Annotated in this window: 25 protein-coding genes; 17 read left to right on the forward strand and 8 right to left on the reverse strand. The window is 48.0% G+C overall.

Annotated features, from left to right (window positions below):
* Positions 1 to 160 precede the first annotated feature (160 nt).
* The 6 genes from M0R47_RS04195 (at position 161) to M0R47_RS04220 (ending at position 5,349) form a co-directional block, all read left to right on the forward strand.
* Positions 161 to 991 carry a DUF2797 domain-containing protein gene (locus tag M0R47_RS04195; protein WP_292550749.1) on the forward strand — a complete coding sequence of 277 codons (831 nt, stop codon included), beginning with the start codon at positions 161 to 163 and terminating at the stop codon, positions 989 to 991.
* Positions 992 to 1,293: 302 nt separating this feature from the next.
* Entirely contained in the window at positions 1,294 to 3,030 is a 1,737-nt protein-coding gene (locus M0R47_RS04200) for an acetolactate synthase 3 large subunit (protein ID WP_292550752.1), read from the forward strand.
* A 1-nt stretch (position 3,031) separates the two neighbouring features.
* Positions 3,032 to 3,523: an acetolactate synthase small subunit gene (gene ilvN, locus M0R47_RS04205; protein ID WP_292550755.1), complete on the forward strand. Its 492-nt coding sequence runs from the start codon at positions 3,032 to 3,034 to the stop codon at positions 3,521 to 3,523.
* A gap of 109 nt (positions 3,524 to 3,632) precedes the next feature.
* Complete coding sequence (gene ilvC / locus M0R47_RS04210) at positions 3,633 to 4,649, forward strand: ketol-acid reductoisomerase (RefSeq protein ID WP_292550758.1); 1,017 nt, start codon at positions 3,633 to 3,635, stop codon at positions 4,647 to 4,649.
* Between the two features lie 119 nt (positions 4,650 to 4,768).
* Positions 4,769 to 5,035, forward strand: coding sequence for an AbrB/MazE/SpoVT family DNA-binding domain-containing protein (locus M0R47_RS04215; protein ID WP_292550761.1), 267 nt, complete (start codon positions 4,769 to 4,771; stop codon positions 5,033 to 5,035).
* Positions 5,029 to 5,349 carry a type II toxin-antitoxin system PemK/MazF family toxin gene (locus tag M0R47_RS04220; protein WP_292550764.1) on the forward strand — a complete coding sequence of 107 codons (321 nt, stop codon included), beginning with the start codon at positions 5,029 to 5,031 and terminating at the stop codon, positions 5,347 to 5,349. Before M0R47_RS04215 ends, M0R47_RS04220 begins: the two co-directional genes overlap by 7 nt.
* A gap of 49 nt (positions 5,350 to 5,398) precedes the next feature.
* Here M0R47_RS04220 and M0R47_RS04225 read toward each other — a convergent pair whose 3' ends face one another.
* The 4 genes from M0R47_RS04225 to M0R47_RS04240 form a co-directional block, all read right to left on the reverse strand.
* Complete coding sequence (locus tag M0R47_RS04225) at positions 5,399 to 6,754, reverse strand: cytochrome P450 (RefSeq protein ID WP_292550767.1); 1,356 nt, start codon at positions 6,752 to 6,754, stop codon at positions 5,399 to 5,401.
* 411 nt (positions 6,755 to 7,165) lie between these two features.
* Entirely contained in the window at positions 7,166 to 7,495 is a 330-nt protein-coding gene (locus M0R47_RS04230) for a hypothetical protein (RefSeq protein ID WP_292550769.1), read from the reverse strand.
* A gap of 89 nt (positions 7,496 to 7,584) precedes the next feature.
* Positions 7,585 to 7,971, reverse strand: a complete 387-nt coding sequence (locus M0R47_RS04235) for a type II toxin-antitoxin system VapC family toxin (RefSeq protein ID WP_292550772.1) — start codon at positions 7,969 to 7,971, stop codon at positions 7,585 to 7,587.
* Complete coding sequence (locus M0R47_RS04240; RefSeq protein WP_292550774.1) at positions 7,968 to 8,213, reverse strand: type II toxin-antitoxin system prevent-host-death family antitoxin; 246 nt, start codon at positions 8,211 to 8,213, stop codon at positions 7,968 to 7,970. Before M0R47_RS04240 ends, M0R47_RS04235 begins: the two co-directional genes overlap by 4 nt.
* A gap of 358 nt (positions 8,214 to 8,571) precedes the next feature.
* Between M0R47_RS04240 and M0R47_RS04245 the strand changes: the two genes are divergently transcribed.
* The 8 genes from M0R47_RS04245 (at position 8,572) to trmL (ending at position 16,557) form a co-directional block, all read left to right on the forward strand.
* Positions 8,572 to 8,781, forward strand: coding sequence for an AbrB/MazE/SpoVT family DNA-binding domain-containing protein (locus M0R47_RS04245; protein ID WP_292550777.1), 210 nt, complete (start codon positions 8,572 to 8,574; stop codon positions 8,779 to 8,781).
* Positions 8,781 to 9,197, forward strand: coding sequence for a type II toxin-antitoxin system VapC family toxin (locus M0R47_RS04250; protein ID WP_292550779.1), 417 nt, complete (start codon positions 8,781 to 8,783; stop codon positions 9,195 to 9,197). The genes M0R47_RS04245 and M0R47_RS04250 overlap by 1 nt, the downstream gene beginning before the upstream one ends.
* 10 nt (positions 9,198 to 9,207) lie before the next feature.
* Positions 9,208 to 11,277 carry a carbon starvation CstA family protein gene (locus tag M0R47_RS04255; RefSeq protein WP_292550781.1) on the forward strand — a complete coding sequence of 690 codons (2,070 nt, stop codon included), beginning with the start codon at positions 9,208 to 9,210 and terminating at the stop codon, positions 11,275 to 11,277.
* Positions 11,277 to 11,456, forward strand: a complete 180-nt coding sequence (locus tag M0R47_RS04260) for a YbdD/YjiX family protein (protein ID WP_292550784.1) — start codon at positions 11,277 to 11,279, stop codon at positions 11,454 to 11,456. Before M0R47_RS04255 ends, M0R47_RS04260 begins: the two co-directional genes overlap by 1 nt.
* A 108-nt stretch (positions 11,457 to 11,564) precedes the next feature.
* On the forward strand, positions 11,565 to 12,143 hold the full coding sequence (locus tag M0R47_RS04265; RefSeq protein ID WP_292550786.1) for a hypothetical protein: 579 nt from the start codon (positions 11,565 to 11,567) through the stop codon (positions 12,141 to 12,143).
* Between the two features lie 96 nt (positions 12,144 to 12,239).
* On the forward strand, positions 12,240 to 13,481 hold the full coding sequence (locus M0R47_RS04270; RefSeq protein WP_292550788.1) for a dicarboxylate/amino acid:cation symporter: 1,242 nt from the start codon (positions 12,240 to 12,242) through the stop codon (positions 13,479 to 13,481).
* Between the two features lie 101 nt (positions 13,482 to 13,582).
* Positions 13,583 to 16,084, forward strand: coding sequence for a glycogen/starch/alpha-glucan phosphorylase (locus M0R47_RS04275; RefSeq protein ID WP_292550792.1), 2,502 nt, complete (start codon positions 13,583 to 13,585; stop codon positions 16,082 to 16,084).
* A gap of 2 nt (positions 16,085 to 16,086) precedes the next feature.
* Entirely contained in the window at positions 16,087 to 16,557 is a 471-nt protein-coding gene (gene trmL / locus M0R47_RS04280) for a tRNA (uridine(34)/cytosine(34)/5-carboxymethylaminomethyluridine(34)-2'-O)-methyltransferase TrmL (protein ID WP_292550795.1), read from the forward strand.
* An 85-nt stretch (positions 16,558 to 16,642) separates the two neighbouring features.
* Here trmL and M0R47_RS04285 read toward each other — a convergent pair whose 3' ends face one another.
* The 4 genes from M0R47_RS04285 to M0R47_RS04300 are packed head-to-tail and all read right to left on the reverse strand — an operon-like array spanning position 16,643 to position 18,963.
* Positions 16,643 to 17,641: an NAD(P)H-dependent glycerol-3-phosphate dehydrogenase gene (locus M0R47_RS04285; protein ID WP_292550798.1), complete on the reverse strand. Its 999-nt coding sequence runs from the start codon at positions 17,639 to 17,641 to the stop codon at positions 16,643 to 16,645.
* An 8-nt stretch (positions 17,642 to 17,649) separates the two neighbouring features.
* Positions 17,650 to 18,117, reverse strand: a complete 468-nt coding sequence (gene secB, locus M0R47_RS04290) for a protein-export chaperone SecB (protein ID WP_292550800.1) — start codon at positions 18,115 to 18,117, stop codon at positions 17,650 to 17,652.
* 54 nt (positions 18,118 to 18,171) lie between these two features.
* Positions 18,172 to 18,615, reverse strand: coding sequence for a rhodanese-like domain-containing protein (locus M0R47_RS04295; RefSeq protein WP_292550801.1), 444 nt, complete (start codon positions 18,613 to 18,615; stop codon positions 18,172 to 18,174).
* 33 nt (positions 18,616 to 18,648) lie between these two features.
* Positions 18,649 to 18,963, reverse strand: a complete 315-nt coding sequence (locus tag M0R47_RS04300) for a metalloregulator ArsR/SmtB family transcription factor (RefSeq protein WP_292550802.1) — start codon at positions 18,961 to 18,963, stop codon at positions 18,649 to 18,651.
* A gap of 268 nt (positions 18,964 to 19,231) precedes the next feature.
* On the opposite strand from M0R47_RS04300, the gene gpmI reads away from it, so the two are divergent.
* The 3 genes from gpmI to M0R47_RS04315 all read left to right on the forward strand — a co-directional run bounded on the left by gpmI (position 19,232) and on the right by M0R47_RS04315 (position 23,394).
* Entirely contained in the window at positions 19,232 to 20,776 is a 1,545-nt protein-coding gene (gene gpmI, locus M0R47_RS04305; RefSeq protein WP_292550803.1) for a 2,3-bisphosphoglycerate-independent phosphoglycerate mutase, read from the forward strand.
* Positions 20,777 to 20,783: 7 nt separating this feature from the next.
* On the forward strand, positions 20,784 to 22,010 hold the full coding sequence (locus M0R47_RS04310; protein WP_292550804.1) for a peptidoglycan DD-metalloendopeptidase family protein: 1,227 nt from the start codon (positions 20,784 to 20,786) through the stop codon (positions 22,008 to 22,010).
* A 70-nt stretch (positions 22,011 to 22,080) separates the two neighbouring features.
* Positions 22,081 to 23,394, forward strand: coding sequence for a S41 family peptidase (locus tag M0R47_RS04315; RefSeq protein ID WP_292550805.1), 1,314 nt, complete (start codon positions 22,081 to 22,083; stop codon positions 23,392 to 23,394).
* Positions 23,395 to 23,513 lie beyond the last annotated feature (119 nt).

Genomic DNA, 23,513 nt, shown 5'->3' on the forward strand with positions numbered 1-23,513 from the left:
AAATGATTATAGCGTTGTGTTAATTCATTTGGCTGGGGATCTTTAGTTTGGCTTCTTTTTGAAGATTTTCGTCCTTTTCGTGTCGCCTACTTTTGGCTTTCATGGACGAAGTTTTCTCAATCTTCATTCAGTTACGGTTATATTTTTAGGAAATACCAAAATGCAGGGACAATTAAGAAAAATGCACGCCAGGCTCGAGCTGGATAGCTCAAAGCCGGTTCAGTACGAGCTGCCGCTAGGCGATCAGTTGATTGCTTTAAATCCGCTGATCGGTAAGTCAATTAAGCTGGTGTATACCGGTAAAATTTTTTGCGCGCACTGCAACAGGCTAACTAAAAAGAGTTTTAGCCAAGGTTATTGCTATCCGTGCTTTGTTTCGTTGGCGCAATGCGACATGTGCATCATGAAGCCGGAAACCTGCCACTATGAGGCCGGTACTTGCCGCCAGCCAGAATGGGGAGAGGAGTTTTGCTTTCAGCCGCATGTAGTTTATCTGGCTAATTCCAGCGGCATTAAGGTTGGCATCACCCGGCAGACACAAGTTCCAACACGCTGGATAGATCAAGGTGCAGTGATGGCGCTGCCGATTTTTAAAGTACAGTCGCGCTATATTTCCGGACTGGTTGAGATCGCTATTGCCAAGCATGTCAGCGACAAAACCAGCTGGCAGCAAATGCTTAAAAGTAAGGCAAAGCCTATCGACCTGGTTGCAAAACGGGATGAATTAATTGCTGTTTGTAAAGCGGAGCTGGATGAAATTACCCGGCGCTTCGGGCCGGAAGCGGTTGAGTTGTTAACCGATGAGCCGGTTGTGGATATTCATTTTCCGGTGGACAGCTACCCGCTCAAGGTCAAGTCCTTTAACTTTGATAAGGACGCCGAAGTGTCCGGGGTGCTGCATGGCATTAAAGGCCAGTATTTATTGCTGGATACCGGCGTCATTAATATCCGCAAGTTTGCCGGTTATGAGGTTGAGCTTTTGCAGCAGTAGTGCCTGTCTAGGCAAATGACTCTTAATTTAATGTACTGAGTCATGGTCCGCATCACGAATAATATCTTTTTAACGATAACCAACATCTGATGGTACCAGCCAAGCAGGAACTAAAAGGATAAGAGATGCATGTACAATCGGCCTTAAAACCTAGTAAAATGCTTATATTATGTTGCCTGCAAAAAGGCAACTACCAGCAGCAGTCTATATGACGTTCTTTAAAATACACGAGTATTTGGGTCTTGAATTTTTAAAGTACATATAATCAGCTTAATTCGAAACTCTATTTTGAGGGTATTAGCGTGGAGCTAAACGGCGCACAAATTGTAATTCAGAGTCTTAAGGACGAAGGCGTAGAATATATTTTTGGCTATCCCGGCGGGGCGGTATTGCATTTGTACGATGCCCTTTTCCAGCAGGATGAGGTCAAACACATTCTAGTCCGGCACGAACAAGGCGCGACCCATGCTGCGGACGGCTATGCCCGTGCAACCGGCAAACCCGGCGTCGTCCTGGTCACTTCGGGACCGGGCGCCACCAATGCGATAACCGGCATTGCCACCGCTTATATGGATTCAATCCCGATGGTGGTTATTTCGGGCCAGGTGCCGTTACCGGTCATCGGCAGCGATGCGTTCCAGGAAGTCGACATGGTCGGCATTACCCGCCCCTGCGTGAAGCATAATTTCCTGGTCAAAGACGTCACCAAGCTGGCTGAAACTATCAAGAAAGCCTTTTATGTGGCGACCACCGGACGTCCCGGCCCCGTTGTTGTTGACGTGCCTAAAGACATCACCGACCCCAGAATAAAAGTACCGTATAAATACCCTAAAAAAGTCACTATCCGTTCTTATAATCCGGCGGTTACCGGCCACAAGGGGCAGATTAAAAAAGCCGTGGATTTATTGTTGACCGCGCAAAAGCCGATCATTTATTCCGGCGGTGGCGTGATTTTAGGCGAAGCCAGCAAGGAATTGACCGAATTCGCCCACACTCTGGGTTTTCCTGTCACCAATACCTTGATGGGCCTGGGCGCTTATCCGGCAACCGACAAGCAGTTCGTCGGCATGCTCGGGATGCACGGCACTTATGAAGCTAACATGGCGATGCATGACAGTGATGTGATTATTGCTATCGGCGCGCGTTTTGACGACCGCGTTACCGGCAAACTGGATCAGTTTTGCCCGCACGCCCAGATTATCCATATCGATGTTGATCCGGCGTCCATTTCCAAAACCGTTAAAGTCGCGATTCCTATCGTCGGCGAAGTGAAACCGGTATTGGAACAGATGCTGGAAATGATCAGTGAAAGCAAAAAGAAACCGTCCAAGAAAGCCTTGGAAAGCTGGTGGAACCAAATCGACCAATGGCGGGCCGTCAAATGTATGGAATACGACCGCAACAGCCGACTGATCAAGCCGCAATACGTGATTGAACAGTTGTATGAAGTCACCAAAGGCGAGGCGTATATCACTTCGGATGTCGGCCAGCATCAAATGTGGGCGGCCCAGTATTACCCGTTCGACAAGCCGCGGCATTGGATTAATTCGGGCGGATTGGGCACGATGGGCTTTGGTTTGCCTGCGGCCATCGGCGTTAAACTGGCGTTTCCTGAATCGGAAGTTGCCTGCGTGACCGGCGACGGCAGCATCCAGATGTGCATTCAGGAATTATCGACCGCATTGCAATACAATGCGCCGGTAAAAATCATCAACCTGAACAACAGCTACCTGGGCATGGTTCGCCAATGGCAGGAATTTACCTACGAAAGCCGTTACTCGCATTCATACATGGACACCATCCCGGACTTCGTCAAACTGGCAGAGGCCTATGGTCATGTCGGCATGCGTATCGATAAACCCGAGGACGTCAGACCGGCGCTGGAAGAAGCTTTTGCGATGAAAGACCGCACGGTGTTCTTGGACATCCTGACCGACCGAACCGAAAATGTTTACCCGATGATTGAAGCAGGTAAAGCGCATAATGATATGACCTTAAGAGTCGCGGAAGGCACATCAACCGATAGGGAATTGGCGTAAAATGAGACATATTATTTCTATCCTGATTGAAAACGAATCCGGTGCGTTGTCGCGGGTGGCAGGCTTATTTTCCGCGCGCGGCTACAATATCGAATCCTTGACCGTAGCGCCAACGGAAGACCCCAGCCTGTCGCGTATGACCCTGGTCACTCGCGGCAACGATGACATTATCGAGCAAATCACCAAGCAGCTGAATAAACTGATTGATGTGGTTAAACTGATAGACTTGGCCGAATCCGATCATATTGAACGGGAACTGATGATGGTCAAGATCAAGACCACCGAACACACCCGCGAAGAAATCAGAGGCATAGCGGCTATCTTTCGCGGCAAGATTATCGATGTTACGCCGACCACTTATGTCGTGGAAATGACCGGCCCGTCCAGTAAACTGGATGCTTTTATCGCAGCTATCGATCCCGACACCATTATTGAGGTCGTTCGTTCCGGGCCGACAGGTATCTCAAGAGGCGAAAAAGGGCTGCATTTGTAAACTTAAGGTTAAAGGCGAAAGGCTCAAGGCGAAAAAGCATAGCTCAGTCGCCCTTCGCCCTTCGCCCTTCGCCCAATTAATTTTAAACACCCAAAAAACAGGAAAAACCATGCAAGTTTATTACGACAAAGATGCCGATCTTTCAATCATCAAAGATAAAAAAGTAGCCATTATCGGTTACGGATCGCAAGGCCATGCTCACGCCCTTAATTTAAAAGAATCCGGCGTTTCAGTTGTCGTGGGCTTACGCGCAGGATCACCTTCAGTGGCTAAGGCTGAAGCACATGGATTAACCGTACAAGACGTTGCACAAGCAGTTGCCGGCGCGGACATCGTGATGATTCTGACGCCTGATGAATTCCAATCAAAATTGTATAAAGACGAAATTGAACCGAACATCAAACAAGGTGCAGTATTAGCATTTGCACACGGCTTTGCTATTTTGTACAACCAAGTCGTGCCACGCGCCGATTTGGACGTGATCATGATCGCGCCTAAAGCGCCAGGGCATACCGTGCGTTCGGAATTTGTACGAGGCGGCGGCGTTCCTGACTTAATCGCAGTTCATCAAGATGCTTCAGGCACAGCTAAAGCGATTTGCTTGTCTTACGCGTCAGCTATCGGCGGCGGCCGCTCAGGGATCATCGAAACCACGTTCCGCGACGAATGTGAAACCGATTTATTCGGTGAACAAGCGGTATTATGCGGCGGTGCAGTTGAACTCGTAAAAATGGGTTTTGAAACTCTGGTTGAAGCCGGTTATGAGCCTGAAATGGCCTACTTTGAGTGCTTGCACGAATTAAAGTTGATTGTTGATTTAATGTTTGAAGGCGGCATCGCCAACATGAACTACTCCATTTCCAACAATGCAGAGTACGGCGAATACGTTACCGGCCCACGCGTCATCAACGAAGAAAGCCGCTGGGCGATGCGTGAAGCGTTGAAAAACATCAGAAACGGCGAATACGCAAAGCAATTCATCATGGAAGGTATGACCAACTATCCTGAAATGACCGCCAAGCGTCGTTTGAATGCAGAACATCCGATTGAAGTTGTCGGTGCAAAACTGCGCAGCATGATGCCTTGGATTAAAGCCAACCAGATTGTTGATAAAACCAAAAACTGATCTTAAGTTGGTTTGAGTGTTTAAAAAGCCCGTCTTTATGACGGGCTTTTTTTTGCGTTAATTTGACCGCTCTATTTAAAAGTAATTACAATGTAATTATAAATAAAGAGGAGTCGAATATGGCGCACTTAATCAAAATTGGAAATTCCCAAGGTATCAGGATTCCACAAGCACTTATAAAACAAGCAAATCTTCAAGATCGGGAATTTGAAATTCAGGTCGTCGATAACGGTTTGTTAATCACCCCGATAAAAAGTCACAGACAAGGATGGAAAGAACAATTTAAAAATATTTTAGCTGCTAAAACTGAGCAGGACTTTAATGAAAACCATAGTAATTTGGATCATAGTGCGGAACTTCCGACCGGAGAGGAGTGGGAATGGTAGTCAATCGGTTTGATGTTTATTTGATCGAGCTTGACCCTGCTGTCGGCAGTGAAATTAAAAAAACCAGACCCTGCGTTATTGTTTCACCGAATGAAATGAATTGCCTGAAAACGGTTTTAATCGCGCCAATGACTACAAAAGGTTTTCATGCACCCTCAAGAGTTGAGCTTCAATTCCAAGATAAGACCGGGCTGGTTTTGTTGGATCAATTGCGGTCGGTCGATAAATCCAGATTGGTTAAAAAGTTGGGGACTATCGACGCCAAAGCACAAAAAATGATCTCATCGACTTTGGTTGATATGTTTGAGATGTAAGATAATGTGTTCGATTACACCCTAATGGTATCAAACAGAAAACATACAATTAACGATGCCTGCTTCGAGCGGTTAACTTCACTGGAATCCCACCTTTCGGCTTCAGCGTTACCGCCATTTCAATTTCGGCCTCATCCGTATTAAGCAACTGCAAATCAAAATTCTGAACGATCATGCTCAACAAAATCTGGCTTTCCAGTAACGCAAAATGGTTGCCGATACAGATGCGCTCACCGGTTCCAAATGGCATGAACGAAAACCTGCGATTTTCACCGTTCAAAAAGCGTTCGGGATCGAATTGTTCAGGCTGTTGCCAGAAATCCGGGTGATGGTGGATATTGTAAATACTGAAAATCGCCAGCCCGCCTTGCTTTAACGAATACCCGTCAATCTCAGTGTCTTTGATAATCTTGCGCATTATAATGCCGACAGGCGGACGAAAACGCATCGATTCATTCAGTACGGCTCTGGTATAAACAAGCTGCTGCAAGTCTTCTGCCGTTGGGATTTCGCCTTGCACTAATGTATCGAGTTCTTGACGCAATTTAGCCAATACATCCGGATGGCGGGCCAGTAAATACAGCGTCCAGCTTAACAAATTCGCGGTGGTTTCATGGCCTGCGCTAAAAATAGTAATGACTTCATCGCGAATCTGTTTATCGGACATAAGGTTACCCTTGTCATCGCTTGCGTTCAGCAACATAGCCAACAAATCGTTGTGCACTGCTGTTTGGGTACGGCGCTGCTCGATAATCCCGTAAATGACTTCATCCAACAGAGCGCTTGCCGCATTGAATTCCCGATTGGCCTGGGTGGGTATAGATAACGGAATACGCAAAGGATTCATGACCGATTTGGCCGCATACCGGAGCGCCGTGTCTAAAGCGGGGGCAATGTGCTCGATTTTATCGAGAACGCTGGTGCTGAACATGGTTTGAGTGATCACTTCAAGCGTTACCTGCATCATCTCATCGGCGAGATTAACCTGCGCCCCATCACCTAATAGCCGCCATCTAGCTAATAAGTTATTGCCGGCCATGACAATCTGCGCGTGTAAAGACGCCAAATTACTCCTCTGGAAAACCGGCTGCATTAACCGCCGCTGCCTTTGCCATAACTCGCCCTGACTGGTCACTAATCCTTGCCCTAACACCAATCCCAGACCGGTTGGTTTTTTAGGATCGTACATTTTGACAAAGGTATCGCTTTGCTTGATTAAAGCCTGCTCGATGAGCTTTGGGTGACTGATTAAATAAAAATGGCGCGTAGCCAGTCTGAATCTGACCAAATCGCCATAATCACGCTGCCAGTCGCAAAGCGCTTGGAATGGATTGGCTTTCATCTGGCGTAAGTTGCCTAATAGAAATTCGCCTTTGATTTTTGGGACTGGTTTGTTTTGGGGCATGGTTAATACGGTTAGAGGTTTTAGTTTCGGTAGGGCATGCTGTTAATGCCCGACAATCAGATGCGCTAATAGTAGGGCAACGAAAAAACTGTTGCCCGGTGAGGCTGCATAGGGCAAAACAAAATCACAAGTCTCTGGCAACATGAAAAAAAGGCCCATTTTCATGTAAGAGCTTCTCAGCATTTAATCTGTCTAGAGAAGAAAGTTCTCTCAAAAGAGCCATATTAAGTCTTTGCGATTTAATTCGAATATTATCAGTTCCATATCTAAATTTTAATCTCGATTCGAGGTCAGAAAGAGTCAGCATATTATCGATAATGTTGTGTATTTATCCGGTCTAAGGTGTTTTCGTCTAGCTTGAACAGCAGGCAATCGTAGTCTTTTGGCCAAAAAGGCAGCATTTGGCTCAATTTAAGCATCATAAAGAGAGATGTTACCCATACCGGCATCGGCTAATATGAACATCTGATTGCGGCCGTCATGTTCGACTTTATCGCGTCCCAAGAAATCATTAATGGTTTTGAATATCTCAGACTTCACGCAGGAGCGGATACTATCTTCGTCGTAATCCGTAGGGTTGTGTTGCTGACAGTCGGGCTGAATATAGTATTGGGCGAGCGTGCGCGGATCACCAAATATGTCGGATATCACGTCGAATTCCTTATCCCGTGTTTCCCATATTTGGGTTAACTTCTTGTAAAGTGGTTTAATCAGTTTGGCTGATATGAATGGTTCGGTCATAGCTTTGGTTTTTTCCGTTACATTGTTTTTGGTATTTGAAAAAACGCTGTGGGAACTGAAGACGTTTAATGTACTCTTTCGCTTAAGAGTTAAACCTGCCGTACCGGTCCTGGATACTTCGCCACCAAAGTATCCGATGTCAGCAAGGTGATTCCCTCGACGGTGGCCTGCGCAACAAGGATGCGGTCGAATGGGTCTTTATGGATGGGTGGCAAACTGTCGATAGAAACCGCATGCTCAGCGGTAATAGCCAATTCTTGATAGCCATTGTCTAACAGCCCACGGCGTAGCACTCTTGCATCCACCTGAAAATCGGAACGTCCAAGTCCGCGCTTGATGGAAATTTCCCAAAGGCTGGCCGCACTGAAAAGCAGTTCGTTCGACGGGTCTTCCAGCAATGGGCGTGCAACTGCTGACAATTGGTCAGGCGAACCGGCAGCCCATAACAATAAGTGGGTATCCAGTAGTAGCTTCATTCTTCATCGCCAAAAAGCAGCTCGATTTCCTTGCTGCCCATGCTGTCGAAGTCATCAGGAACAGTGATCTGCCCTTCCATGAAACCTAGCCTTCGGATTTGTTCGCCCGATGGAGCATCCAGTCGAGTCACCTTGACCAGCGGCTTTCCAGCTTTGGCGATGATGAAAGACTCACCTTTTACCGCTTGATCTATTAAGCGAGACAATTGGGTTTTGGCTTCGTGGATATTGACTGTCTGCATGATAAACCTCATTGAGTTAAGTTTAGTTAGTTTAGTCTATGATATATGATTTAGAAAATTAGGGCATCTAATAGGTTTGATATTTGTCAAGAACAAACCAAGGCTGCCTCGTCCCCACGCGCTGCGCCGCAATTCTCTATAAACGTCGAAATACAGAGAATCTCAATGTAGGACGCAGCGCGTCCCATATCGCATTCCCACGCAGCGCGTGGGAACGAGGCAGCGAGCAAAGTTCTCTCCGTCCATCTGCGACACCCAAGCAAATCGGCCTTAACGATCAAACCAATACTTGCCTCAATCCTGAGTAGCCTCTATGATTTTACTTTCACTCGATCGATGGCATCATCACAAGGTTAGTATGATTTCAGCTAAATTATCCAGCAAATTCCAATTGGCAATACCCAAGGCTATCCGTGATCAGCTCGATCTAAAAGCGGGGCAACAGTTTACGCTGATCGCTAAAGGCGACATTATTGAGCTGGTTCCGGTTCGCTCTTTAACAGCTGCCAGAGGTAGCTTCAAAGGCAGCAATCCTAACGGTTACAGGGATCATCAGGACAGAGTTTAATGGCTGGTCTGGTTGATACCTGCGGCTGGATAGAATGGTTAACCGACGGTCAGTTAGCGGATGCCTTTGCGCCCTATCTGGCCGATCCGGCTGAATTAATCATTCCCACTACGCTGCAATTTGAACTGTATAAATGGGCAAAGCGGGAAAAAAGTGAGGTTGAGGCTTTGGAAGTTATCGCTTTAACCGAACAAGGACAGGTCTTGCCATTGACTACCCGGCTGTCTCTTTATGCGGCAGACCTGGCTTTGCAACATCGATTATCGTTTGCCGACGCAATTATTTATGCTTCCGCAAGACTGGTTGATGTGCCGCTGATAACGGCGGATGATCATTTTAAGGACTTACCGGAAGTCATTTATTTCTCAAAAACGGCTAACCGGTTAACGCCGAGACAAAACATCAATAATAAATAGAAGATGCCTAATGAATAATCTACTGAAAAACTCAATCTGGGTACTGATTGCCGCGCTCGGTGCGGCAGCTGTCGGCGGGATTGCTTTAAACCGCGGCGAGCACATCAACACGTTGTGGTTTATAACCGCCGCTTTATGCGTTTACGCGATTGCTTACCGCTTTTATGCGGCGTGGATTGCCGCGACGGTGCTGGCGGTTGACGAGACGCGGGCGACACCGGCCGAGCGTTTGGACAACGGCCGCGATTTCGTGCCGACCAATAAATGGATCGTGTTCGGCCATCATTTTGCTGCGATTGCCGGGCCTGGGCCGTTGGTGGGGCCGACGCTGGCCGCGCAGTTCGGCTATTTGCCGGGGACGTTGTGGATTTTGTTCGGTGCGGTGCTGGGCGGTTGCGTGCAGGATATGGTGACGCTGTTTTTGTCGACCCGGCGCGATGCCAAAAGCTTGGGGCAGATGGCGCGCGACGAGCTGGGCGCATTGGGCGGCACGGCGGCACTGATCGGTACGTTTGCGATCATGATCATCCTGATTGCGGTGCTGGGTCTGGTGGTGGTTAACGCGATGAAGCACAGCCCGTGGGCGACGGCTACGGTGTCGGCGACGATTCCGATTGCGATGATCGTCGGTTTGTATATGCGTAGTTTTCGTCCCGGCCAAGTGCTGGAAGCTTCGGCGTTGGGCGTGATTTTATTGTTGCTGGCCGTGATGGGCGGCGGCTGGATCGACGACAATCCTACCTTGCGCACTTGGTTCGATCATGAAGGTTTGACATTGGCTTGGTGTGTGATGGCTTACGGTTTTGCGGCGGCGATTTTGCCGGTTTGGTTGTTGCTGGCGCCGCGCGATTATCTGTCGACTTACGTGAAGCTGGGCACGATCACTTTGCTGGCAGTGGCGATTATCATGCTGCAACCGACCGTGAAAATGCCTGCGCTGACGCAGTTCATTGACGGTACCGGGCCTATTTTCGGCGGCAAGCTGTTCCCGTTCGTGTTTATCACCATCGCTTGTGGGGCGATTTCCGGTTTTCACTCGCTGATCGCTTCCGGCACCACGCCGAAATTGCTCAGCAATGAACGCGATATCCGCATGATAGGCTACGGCGGCATGTTGCTGGAATCCTTTGTAGCGATCATGGCGATGATGGCAGCAACCGTGCTCGATCCCGGCGTGTTTTTTGCAATCAACAGCCCGGCGGGCGTGGTCGGCAAAGAGGCTGTCGATGCCGTCGCTAAAATTTCTTCATGGGGCTTTCCGGTCACGGTTGACCAAATGCAGCTGCTGGCCAGTCAAATGGGTGAGGCGACGTTGTTTGCCAGAACCGGCGGCGCGCCGTCTTTAGCCGTGGGCATGGCGAGCATTTTCGGCAGCGCGTTCGGCGAAAGCATGCTGGCCTTGTGGTATCACTTTGCGATCATGTTCGAGGCGATCTTTATATTGACCACGCTCGATGCCGGAACACGCGTGGGGCGCTTCATGTTGCAGGACATGCTCGGCAATATCTGGCCGAAAATGGCCGAAACCTCGTGGACGCCGTCGGTCGTTTTGACCAGCGCGCTGGTGGTCGCTGGGTGGGGCTATTTTCTGTATATCGGCGTGATCGACCCGAACGGCGGGGTCAATATTTTGTGGCCGCTGTTCGGCATCGCCAATCAAATGCTGGCCGCGATTGCGCTGTGCGTGGCGACCGGCATTTTGATCAAATCCGACAAGCTCAAATACGCCTGGGTGACCGGCCTGCCGCTGACCTGGCTGGTGACGATCACCAGCACCGCTGCCTGGGAAAAAATCGCCAGCGACAATACCCGCATCGGTTTCTTTTCAGCGGCCAATGATCTGGCCGACAAGCTGGCGGCAGGCGCGTTGCCGCCGGAAAAAGCGGCCGTTGCGCCTCAACTGATCTTCAATCTGCATCTGGACGGCTGGATAACGCTGTTTTTTGTGGCTTTGTTATGGTTGATCGTGTTCGACATGCTGCGCGTTTGCAGCCGTTATCTGGCCGGAAAGCCGGTGCTGCCGCTGGCGGAATCGCCGCATAGTCCGAGCCGTTTGATTGAAGACTGGGTGAGGGATTGATGCTTAGCAAACTCAAAGCGCTTTGGCGGCTAGTGCGTCGCCTTTCCGGGGATGATGCTTACGAGCGCTATTTACAGCATCATGCAGAGCATCATCAAGCCGAAATGCCGTTAAGCAAAGAAGCGTTTTTCAAGCAGTGGCAGGATGAAAAGTGGAATGGGGTTAAGCGGTGTTGTTAGTCTGAGCAGACCTTCCAGGTTTTTAAAACCTGGAAGGTCTAAATTTGGGCTGGAAACTAAACCTTCCAGGTCTTGAAGACCTGGAAGGTTTTACTCTCAAGGTTAAATATGTCAAAAGAAACGCCCTTACTCAACGGCCACTATTACCATATCTATAATCGCGGCAATAACGGCGAAAACTTGTTTCCGGAGGAACGAAATTATCGCCATTTCCTCAAACTTTATATCCGTTATATTTATCCGATTGCCGATACTTACGCGTATTGCTTGATGAAAAACCACTTTCATTTGTTGGTCAGGATTAATCCCAAGCCAGACCTTCCAGGTTTTAAAAACCTGGAAGGTCTAAATCTGGGCAGGGAACCAAACCTTCCAGGTCTTCAAGACCTGGAAGGTTTTACGTCGCGCAATTATTCGCAATCTTTTTCAAATTTATTTAACGCGTACACCAAAGCAATCAACAAGGCTTACGACCGTTCAGGCAGTTTATTCGAGAAAAACTTCAACCGTATCCTGATCGACACAGACCGCTATTTCATTCATCTGGTCAGCTATATTGATCGTAACCCGCAAAAACACGGGTTTACCGACGATTTTCGCACTTACCCTTATTCTTCCTATCAAACGATTCGGCAGCAGAAGCCAAGCCGCATCGAATCGCAACAAGTTTTACAATTGGTTCGGTAATATGCGGTCTTTTGAAAATTATCACCGGCAATTTGATAACGGACAAATTCAGCATTTGATTGGCGACGATAATTTTAACTAAGCCCTTTTAAATTTATGACAACCCACACATCACATCCAAATCGCCAAACGCTCTATGTTGCTATAGCGCTGGTGCTCGGCATCATCGTTGGCGAGCTGCTTAGCCTGACCCTGGGAGGAACCGAAGCCATGAAGCCGATAACCGGGATTTTCGCCGCGCTGACCGATATTTTCCTGCGGCTGGTCAAGATGATTATCGCGCCGCTGGTTTTTTCCACGCTGGTAGTCGGCATGGCGAAAATGGGCGATATTCATACCGTTGGGCGGGTCGGCATCAAGGCGATGCTGTGGTTTTTCTCGGCGTCTATTTTCAGCCTGCTGCTGGGCATGTTGCTGGTGAACTGGTTTGAACCGGGCAGTTCGCTGCACATGGCGCTGCCCGAGGTCGGGGCGAAAACGGGATTGCCGGAAGCTGTGCCGACGCTGGCTAATTTTGTCGCGCATATGTTCCCGAAAAGCATTATCGAAGCGATGGCGGCCAACGAGATTTTGCAGATCGTGGTGTTCTCGATGTTTTTTGGCATGGCCTGCGCCTCGCTGGACGAATTGGCTCATCCTACCGTCAAGTTGCTCGATTCATTGACGCATATCATGTTGAAAGTCACTGGCTACGTGATGCATACCGCACCGGTTGCGGTGTTTGCGGCCGTGGCTTCAGTCATCGCGCAAAACGGCATTGGCGTATTGGCGTCTTACGGCCGGTTTATCGGGGAATTTTATCTCGGGTTGCTGCTGCTGTGCGTTGCGTTGGGCAGCGTCGGCTTCTTGATTCTGGGGCGCAAAACCCTGTCTTTGATCCGTCATATCCGCGAGCCGATGCTGCTGGCGTTCGGTACCGCCAGCAGCGAGAGCGCCTACCCGAAACTGTTGCAGCAACTGGAGCGTTTCGGTTGCGACGAAAAAGTCTGCGGTCTGGTGCTGCCGCTGGGCTATTCGTTCAACCTCGACGGCAGCATGATGTATATGACCTTTGCGGTGCTGTTTATCGCTCAGGCCTACGGCATCGATATGACGCTGGGCGACCAGCTGATCATGCTGCTAACGCTGCTGTTTACCAGCAAGGGTGTGGCCGGCGTACCCAGGGCTTCGCTGATTGTTATCGCCGCCACGCTGTCGATGTTTCATATTCCCGAGGCCGGTTTGCTGTTGTTGCTGGCCGTCGACCAAGTGCTGGACATGGGCCGTAGTGCCACCAATGTGTTCGGCAACAGCATCGCTGCCGCGCTCGTAAGCCGCTGGGAAAAAAACTTGCGATAGATTTTCAAGGATTGCTAAACGTAAGGGGAAAGGAATATTTTGGTTAAATAAAGAAAAGTAGTTAACATCAACATAACATTAACTCTGTAGTTTAAAAAAATATGCCACATAGAAGCTTCAAAACTAGCAAGCCAAAATCCACAATTACCATGCTTCCTGAATTGGGCATGGACGAACAACATCTTGTAGCCGACTTCAAGCGCTATTACAGCCACCGTCTGGGCCGGGATGAGCACAATACTTCGCCGCATTATGCCTATGAGGCGCTGTCGATGGCGATCAGTGATCGGTTGATAGAAAGATGGAAAAAAACTTTCAATACCTACAAAGATTCGGATTGCAAGAGAGCCTACTATTTGTCGATGGAATTTTTAATGGGCCGCACCTTAAGTAATGCCATGCTGAATCTGGGCATTACCGACACGGTTGAAAAAGCCATGTATGATCTGGGGCTTGAGATTGAAGAGTTAATTGAAAACGAGCCGGATGCCGGTTTGGGCAACGGGGGGTTGGGGCGTTTAGCGGCCTGTTTTATCGATAGTTGCGCAACCTTGCAATTGCCGGTGACCGGCTACGGTTTGCGCTATGAATACGGGATGTTTTCGCAGGATATCATTAATGGCGAGCAGGTCGAAAAACCTGACCACTGGCTGCGTAACGGCAACGTATGGGAAATTGAACGTCCTGAGTACACGGTCAGGATCAAATTTGGCGGTTATACCAAGTCGCATATTGATGAGATCGGTAATAAAAGAACCAGTTGGGTAGAGACGCAGGATATACTCGCGGTTCCTTATGATACGCCGGTTCCCGGCTACCGGAACGGCACGGTGAATACCTTGCGTTTATGGAAAGCGCAGGCGACTGAAGAATTTGATTTGCAGGAGTTTAACGCCGGCGATTACGCAGAAGCGGTAGCGGAAAAGAATACCGCCGAAAATATCACTATGGTGCTGTATCCGAATGATGCCAATGAAAACGGCAAAGCGCTGCGTTTGCGTCAGCAATATATGCTGGCGTCAGCCAGTTTGCAGGATGTGATCGGCACTTGGGTTGGTCGCCACGGTAATAATTTCTCCGAGTTTGCGGCGAAGAATACCTTCCAGTTAAACGACACGCACCCGAGCATCGCGGTAGCGGAATTGATGCGCTTGTTGTTGGATGTTCACGGCCTGGTCTGGGATGATGCCTGGGCTATCACCCGTAAGACAATGGCATATACCAACCATACCTTGTTGCCGGAAGCGCTGGAACGCTGGTCGGTTAATCTGTTCACGCAGATGTTGCCAAGGCTGATGGAGATCATTTTCGATATCAATGCCCATTTTTTGGCCGAAGTCTCAGCACACTGGCCGGGCGATACCGATCGGTTAACCCGCATGTCTATTATTGAAGAAGGTCATGAGCAATATGTCAGAATGGCCTATTTGGCGATAGTCGGCAGCTATTCGGTTAACGGCGTTGCCGCGTTGCATTCGAAATTATTGCAGCAGGGCTTGTTCCGGGATTTTTATGAGTTCTGGCCGGACAGATTCAACAATAAAACCAATGGGGTTACCCCGCGCCGTTGGCTGGCGGCTTGTAATCCCGAACTGGCCGAACTGATCACTGCGACCATAGGCGACGGCTGGTTGACGGATTTGTCGTTGTTAAAGAAGCTTGAACCTTACGCTGACGACAAGAAGTTCCGCAAGCGCTGGCATGAAATCAAGCAAGACGCCAAGCAACGGCTGGTTGATTTCAAAAAGATTGAATATGATGTTGATTTTAATGTAGATGCGCTGTTTGATGTGCAGGTCAAGCGCGTTCATGAATATAAACGTCAACTGCTGAATGTGTTGCATGTGATACATCTGTATGACCGTATCAAGCGTGGCGATACGGCGAACTGGACGGACCGCTGTGTACTGATTGGCGGAAAAGCTGCGCCGGGCTATTACATGGCGAAGAAAATCATCAAGCTGATCAATAATGTCTCCAGCGTCGTGAATTCCGATCCTGATGTGGGCAGAAAATTAAAATTGGTGTTCTTGTCCAACTATCGGGTTTCCGCGATGGAAAAAATATGTCCGGGCGCGGATCTTTCCGAGCAAATTTCCACCGCCGGCAAGGAAGCTTCGGGCACCGGCAATATGAAATTTATGATGAACGGCGCGTTGACGATCGGCACGCTGGATGGGGCTAATATTGAAATTCGCGAAGAAGTCGGCGATGAGAATTTCTTCCTGTTCGGCTTGACCGAGGAGCAGGTTGAAGAAATGAGACATCACTATGATCCTAATGCGATCATCGATCAGGATGAAGATTTAAATAGGGTCATGAAGCTGCTTGAGTGCGGGCATTTTAGCCAGTTCGAGCCGGGAATTTTTGACGATATTCTGGCCTCGATAAGAAGCCCTCATGACCCCTGGATGACGGCAGCCGATTTCCGTAGTTTTATCGACGCGCAAAAACGTGTGGAAGCCGCTTATCAGGACCAGGAGCATTGGGTCAAAATGAGTATTTTAAACTGCGCCGCCAGCGGTAAGTTTTCTACCGACAGAACCATCACCGATTACAACAACGACATCTGGAAACTGACGCCGGTCAGCATCAAGTCCTGATCGTGTTTCATATCGTTTTGTTTGAGCCGGAAATTCCCGCTAATACCGGTAATATCATCCGGCTTTGCGCGAATACCGGCATGCAGTTGCATTTAATCAAACCGCTGGGTTTTGAGTTGGATGACAAGAAATTGCGCAGGGCGGGACTGGATTACCATGAATGGGTGGCTGTGAAAGAGCATGATTCATTGGCTGAGTTTGTCGACAGTATTAAGCCGGGGCGGATTTTCGCGCTGACCACAAAAGGCACGAAGGTTTACAGTGAGGTGACATTCCAGTCTCAGGATGCGTTTTTGTTTGGTCCTGAAACGCGCGGTCTGCCAGCGGCGGTGTTGTCTGAGCTAGGCTCCGATCGATGCTTGTATTTGCCGATGCAGGCGGAAAGCAGGAGTTTGAATTTGTCCAATACGGTCTCTATTGTCCTTTACGAGGCTTGGCGGCAGATGGGTTTTGCGGATGCGATGATAAAATAGATATGAATTCACCACGAAGGCACGAAGAGCACGAAGGAATAAAACTTCGTGCTCTTCGTGCCTTCGTGGTGAATTAAAGTTCTCTCTATGATTCGGCTTTTTGCTCTCGAGCCAATAAGTTTTGTACAGCGGTTAGCGGAGCCAAGCCTTCATATAGCACCTTGTAGGTTTGTTCGGTAATAGGCATGTCCACGCCGTATTTTTTAGCGAGCAAAAAAGTTTCTTTTGCCGCTGAAATACCTTCAATTTCCTGGCCGATTTCCTCTGTAGCGGCAGCTGTATCCTTGCCTTGTCCCAAGGCTAGACCAAAACGCCGGTTTCTGGATTGATTGTCGGTGCAAGTCAGTATCAGGTCGCCGAGGCCTGCCAACCCCATAAAGGTTTCCTGCTTGCCGCCAAGTTTGACGCCGAGTCGAATGATTTCATTGAGTCCTCGAGTAATCAGCGCGGCTCGGGTGTTTGCCCCAAAGCCAAGCCCATCGGCAATGCCGGCGGCAATAGCCATGACGTTCTTTACCGCCCCACCTACTTCTACGCCAATCAGATCCGAGTTTGTGTAAGTCCGAAAACGTTCACTGTGCAGGATGTCAGTCAAAAGGCCTGCAAAATCCGGCTGCGCTGAAGCAATGGTAATGGCTGTCGGCAGTTCAGCCGCGACTTCGCCTGCAAAACTGGGGCCTGAAAGCAGGGCCGCCGGTGTTTGCGCAGAAAATATATCGGCTACAACTTCATGAAGCAGGGAGCCGTTATCAGGATTAAAGCCTTTGGTTGCCCAAGCTATTTGCACGTCGTTGGATAAATGCGCTTTGAGCTTAAGAAGCGTATCTTTAAACGCATGGCTGGGCACGGAAACCAGTATGAGGCTGCTAAACCCGGCGACCTCAGCCAAGTCGGAAGTAAGGGTAAGGTTCTCAGGAAAAATCAGGCCGGGTAAATAGCGTTTGTTTTCACGATCTTGTGCCAGCGATGCCATGTGTTCCGGATTATGTCCCCACAACAGCGTCCGGCAACCATTTCTAGCTGCCAGGATTGCCAGGGCCGTGCCCCATGAACCGGCGCCAAGGACGGCTATTTTTTTATTCATCGAGCGAATTAGTTAATAGCGTCAGAGCCGGGCGTTTGTTGTGCTTGCTGTAAATGTTGTGAGTATAAGGCGTCAAAATTTACCGGGGCTAAAATCATTTGCGGAAAGCCGCCTTTTGTGACGAGGTCTGAAATGGCCTCTCTTGCATAAGGAAACAGAATGTTAGGGCAGAAGCTGCCAACCATCGGTCCCATTTCTGCATCCGTAAAACCAGCTAAAGAGAAGATCCCAGCCTGATTGACTTCAACAAGATAGGCTGTCGCATCTTCGTTTTTCACGGTGATGGTTACCATGAGGGTTACTTCGTACATTGAGTCTTCTAAAGGCGCAACTTGAGTGCCTAGATTAAAGTCGACAGTGGGTTCCCATTTTCCGGTAAATACTTTAGGCGAGTTAGGTGTCTCAAAAGACATGTCCTTGGTATAAATTTTCTGGATCGAAAATTGTTTTTCTACTGGGTTGGTTTCTTCAGCCATAATGAATTTTATAAGTAGGGTTTAATGTGAGAGCCGTATATATCGAGCACGAATTTAGTTTTTGTGCTTGCCTGGCGATTTTATCGGCAGTTTGTAGTCGTTTTCCCAAGCTTGCATGCCGCCGGTAATAACGAAAACCTGCTCGAATCCTGCTTTAGTCAATATTTTTCCGGCTGAGGCTGAGCGTGTTCCTGTTTGGCAGGCTATAAGGACAGGTTTGTTTTTGTGTGTTTCCAATTTTGACAGGTGAGTGGGCAAATTACCCAATGGCGTGTTAATTGAATTTTCAATATGGCCTTTAAGAAACTCTTCCGGTTCGCGTACATCGATAACTATTGTATCGCTGTCGTTCATTTTGGCGACAGCCAGCAACGGGGAAACGGAGCTGAATTTTTTGAATGCGGTATCGAATAATTCCTGGATTAATAAATAAGTTACTACAGCCAGAGCGAGAGAGAGTATGTAGTGATTTAAAATGAATTCTAGATAGCGGTCCATGGATAGATTGTAAAGTTTAAGTGAAAAGATGAATTAGTAGTTAGAGCAGAAGACATCCCGCATCATTTTAATGAGCAACAGCATACGGGCATCGTCAATAAAATAATAAACACGGTTGGCTTGTTTTTTGGAGCCGAGAATATTTTTTTCCCTGAGAATTGCCAGATGCTGGGAAATATTGCTCTGACTGGTGCCAACCTGGTCGACAATTTGTTGTACGCAGACTGAATCACTGCCCAGAACGCATAATATCTTTAAGCGCAATGGATGTGACATTGCCTTTAAGCAGAGAGCCGCTTTGGCTATGTCGGTATCGTCATACAAATTGTGCGGATTTTTCGTTTTCATAGGTCTGCTTAATATTTCTGGTTTATTGACGATTAAAAAGAACCCGTGAAGAATTATTTATACACAACTGTTGTCAACGTGTATTAATATAATGACCACTTGATTGCGTGATTGGCATGTTGCCAAGTATAAAAAACCAGTGAATCTGGCAAAATAATACATCACTACGCCCATTTTGGGTAATGAAGAATCCAATGAAGCACAAAGTGATTTGTTTGCATAGAAGTAGTGATGCGGATTTTTTTTAGTATCGGAGATAAATTTAAAGATGGTAAATCGACCAAAGCCGGTGGTATTGCTGATCCTTGACGGATTCGGTTACTCGTTGGATAAAGAATACAATGCCATTGCAATGGCTAAGACACCTTGCTGGGATCAGTTACAAAAAGATTGTTCCGTGACGCTGCTCAGTTGTTCCGGCAATGTCGTAGGATTGCCTAGCGGACAAATGGGTAATTCAGAAGTTGGGCATATTCATATCGGTACGGGCCGCTATGTTCCGCAGGATTTCTCCAAGGTTAACGATGCAATAATCGACGGCAGTTTTTATTCTAATCCTGTTCTTTGCCGAGCAGCGGATCTTGCCAAAGAAAAAAATAAAGCTTTGCATGTCATGGGATTGCTGTCTCCTGGCGGTGTGCATAGCCATGAAGAGCAGATTGCCGCGATGGTCGAATTAGCCGCCAAGCGCGGACTCGATAAAATTTACCTGCATGCCTTTCTAGATGGACGCGATGTCCCACCCAAGAGCGCAATGGCTTCCCTGAAGTTATTGGATGCAAAATTTGCGGCGCTTGGCGTAGGCCGGATTGCTTCAATCGTGGGTCGCTTTTATGCAATGGACAGGGATAATCGTTGGGATCGCGTAAAACAGGCCTATGACCTGATCGCCAAAGGCGAGGGCGCTTTTAGCGCGGACTCTGCAATACAGGCCTTGGAAGCGGCTTATGAGCGAGGCGAAACAGATGAGTTCGTTTTGCCGACCACTATTTTTGACTCCGAACATCGGACGGTTGCTCTTGATCCCGAAGATTCGGTTGTGTTTATGAACTTTCGGGCCGATCGTGCTCGCGAAATCTCTGTGGCATTAACGGCACCAACATTCGATGCATTTGAGAGAAGTCGCGCGCCTCACACGGGCTATTACTGTACGTTAACGGAATACCAACAGGATTTTGACTATGATGTGGCTTTCCCTCCGACTGATTTAAAAAATTGTCTCGGCGAGTATTTGTCCAATCTGGGCATGACCCAATTGCGCTTGGCGGAAACGGAAAAATATGCGCATGTCACCTTTTTCCTTAACGGCGGCATAGACACGGCTTTTCCTGGAGAAGATAGAATATTAGTGCCCTCACCCAAGGTCAGGACCTATGATCTGCAACCGGAGATGAATGCAGGAGAAGTTACCGATAATTTGGTCGCTGCCATTACCGGCGGTAAATACGATGTCATCATATGTAATTATGCTAATTGCGATATGGTTGGGCATACCGGCATAATCGATGCGGCAATTGTGGCTGTGGAAGCGGTTGACGCTTCGTTGCAGCGCGTAGTTAACGCCTTAAAATCTGTGGGTGGGCAGATGTTGATAACTGCCGACCACGGCAATGTTGAGCAAATGGTTGATAAAGAAACCGGGCAGCCGCACACAGCGCATACTACAAATCCTGTGCCTTTGGTTTATGTCGGTGGGGACAAAGCATTAGATGCAGGCGGCAGTTTGTCGGATTTGGCTCCAACAATATTGGCAATGCTAGGGGTTGAGCAACCTGTTGAAATGACTGGTCGATCGCTTATTAAAGTTGTTTAATCTGTGGATGAGAAAGAAGTTGGTTTTTTGTTTTTTGCTGAGTGCGTTCGTCCATGAGGGTAGGGCGGAAGTCTCGGAAAGAAGTGAAGAGCTAACTAAAGTTCAATCAGGAATTAAAGCGGCCGGCGAAAACTTGCAGCGCATTCAACTGCAAAAAAACACTTTAAACTCGCAGTTGGGTGAAGTTGAGAAGCTCTACGGAAGGACGGCCGCTTTATTGAAGACATTGCAGGCTCAAGTTGAACAAAAACGCCAGAATTTGAGTAAGATTCATCAGGAAAAACAGAGCCTTCAGGATGAAGTCGCTAAACAGAACGTAGAATTGGCGGGTCAAATAAAGGCAGCCTACGCAATGGGGCAAAAGGAACAATTGAAGTTGCTGCTAAATCAGCAAGATCCTGCATTATCCAGCCGGATGCTGGTGTATTACGATTACCTTAACAAGGCTCGCCTGGCAAAGCTGGCTAACATTTCAGAGTCTATGCATCATCTGGAGCGGCTTGGTAAGCAGCAGCAGCACGAAACCGAACTTTTAGAGAAAAGTCTTGAGCAAAAGAAATCGGAACAGATAGCGGTAGACGACGTTAAAAAACGAAGAGCTAAATTGCTGGCGCAATTAAAAAGTGATTTTTCTTCAAATGAACAGCAAATAATTCACTTGAGAGAAAGTGAAAACAAGTTGAGAAATCTGGTATCTTCATTACAAAGATCGACTAATGATCTTACTTTTGAAGTTGAGCAAACAAAAAAATTGCACAAAACTGCCGAGGTTCCGGCCGAAGAACCTGGCAAAGACTTACTGAATTCCAAGGATAATTTTCCTAAGCTTGAAGGTGATTTTTTTTCATTTAAAGGTCGGTTACCATGGCCTGTTAAGGGGCGGTTGACTAATAAGTTCGGCAGCGTGCGGGCTGAAAGTACTGAGAACATTTGGGATGGAGTTTTAATTGACGCTAGCGAGGGAACGGAGATCCATGCGATTACCAGCGGAAAAGTAGTTTTTTCTGATTGGCTACGCGGATACGGCTTGTTGATTATTATTGATCACGGCAAGGGCTACATGACTCTTTACGCATTTAATCAAAGTTTATATCGACAAGTTGGTGAATGGGTAGACGCCGGCGAAGTCGTTGCTTCAGTGGGGCAAAGCGGTGGTCGTAGCCGGCCCGGGCTGTATTTTGGGATACGCAACAATGGTAAGCCGGTTGATCCGCTTGAGTGGTGTCGGAAGTAGTCGGGATCAAGTCAATTAACTGCTTAACGGCCGTGTTTTTAGGAAATCGAATGTTGGAGTTTTAAGATACATGTTAAAAAAGAAAAATATTTTCATTTTGTCCTTAGGGATTATGTTGGGTGTTTTTATGGGAATCTGCGGCAGCGTTTTTGCCGAGCGGGATAATGTCGAGCCGGTAGCTGATACAGCGGAAGCTCTGCCCTATGAAGATTTGCGCACATTTACGGAGATTTTTGGCCGAATTAAAAGGGACTATGTAGAACCCGTTTCCGACAAAAAATTATTGGAAGATGCTATTCGCGGCATGTTGAGCGGACTTGATCCCCATTCCGCTTATTTGATTGCCGAGGAGTATCAGGAATTAAAAGAAGGCACAACCGGCCAGTTCGGCGGCTTAGGCATTGAAGTAACAATGGAAAACGGCTTTGTCAAAGTGGTTTCCCCTATTGATGATACTCCCGCCCAGAGGGCCGGGATCAAAACCGGAGACCTGATTGTCAGGCTTGATGATCAGCCGGTAAAAGGCATGACCTTAGCTGAGGCGGTCAAGCTTATGCGTGGCGAACCGGGCAGCACAATTTTACTTACCGTTGTTCGTGAAGGGGTAGAAGCGCCTTTAAAAATAAGCATAACCCGGGACATCATAAAGGTTAAAAGCGTAAAAAACCGGATGTTGGAAAAAGGATACGGCTATGTGCGTATTAGTAGTTTTCAATCAGGAACCGGTGAAAGCCTGAAAGAGGCCCTGGCCGCGTTGAAAAAGGAAAATGCAGGCAACTTAAAAGGCCTGGTTTTGGATTTGCGGAATAATCCAGGCGGAGTATTGAATGCAGCCGTTGAGGTGAGTGACGCCTTCATCAAGAGCGGTCTCATTGTTTACACCGAGGGTCGTATTGAGAACTCGGAAATGCGTTTTAATGCCGCTGCCGATGATCTCCTTGACGGTGCGCCGATAGTCGTATTGATTAACGCCGGTTCCGCGTCGGCCTCTGAGATTGTGGCCGGAGCTTTGCAGGACCAAAAACGCGCGGTGATCATGGGTGAAAAATCGTTCGGTAAAGGTTCGGTGCAAACCATATTGCCAACCAGTGGTGGTTCTGCAGTCAAGTTGACCACAGCTAGATACTACACGCCTTCAGGACGCTCCATCCAGGCTGAGGGTATCGAGCCGGATATTGCCTTAGCTCGCGTCAAATTGGAGGAGTTGGAAAAATCCGAGTTCAAGCCGGTCAAGGAAGCCGATTTGTCGCATCATTTGCAAAACGGAAAAGGCAAGGAGAGTAAGGAAGCGGCGCAGGAGAAAGAGAAGGAAGCCTTGGAAAAAGATTATCCTTTGTATCAGGCTCTGACCTTGCTGAAAGGCATTAGTATTATGAAAAAATAAGCTTATAGTTTATAACGGCAATCCCAAACCCGGATTCCAGCAAATGTAAATGTTTGCTGGAATCCGGGTTTTTTATGCATTGAATTTGTTGGGGAAGATTACGATTTTAATCGTGCAGT

The sequence above is a fragment of the Methylobacter sp. genome, assembly GCF_023227905.1.
Classification (GTDB): Bacteria; Pseudomonadota; Gammaproteobacteria; order Methylococcales; family Methylomonadaceae; genus Methylobacter_A.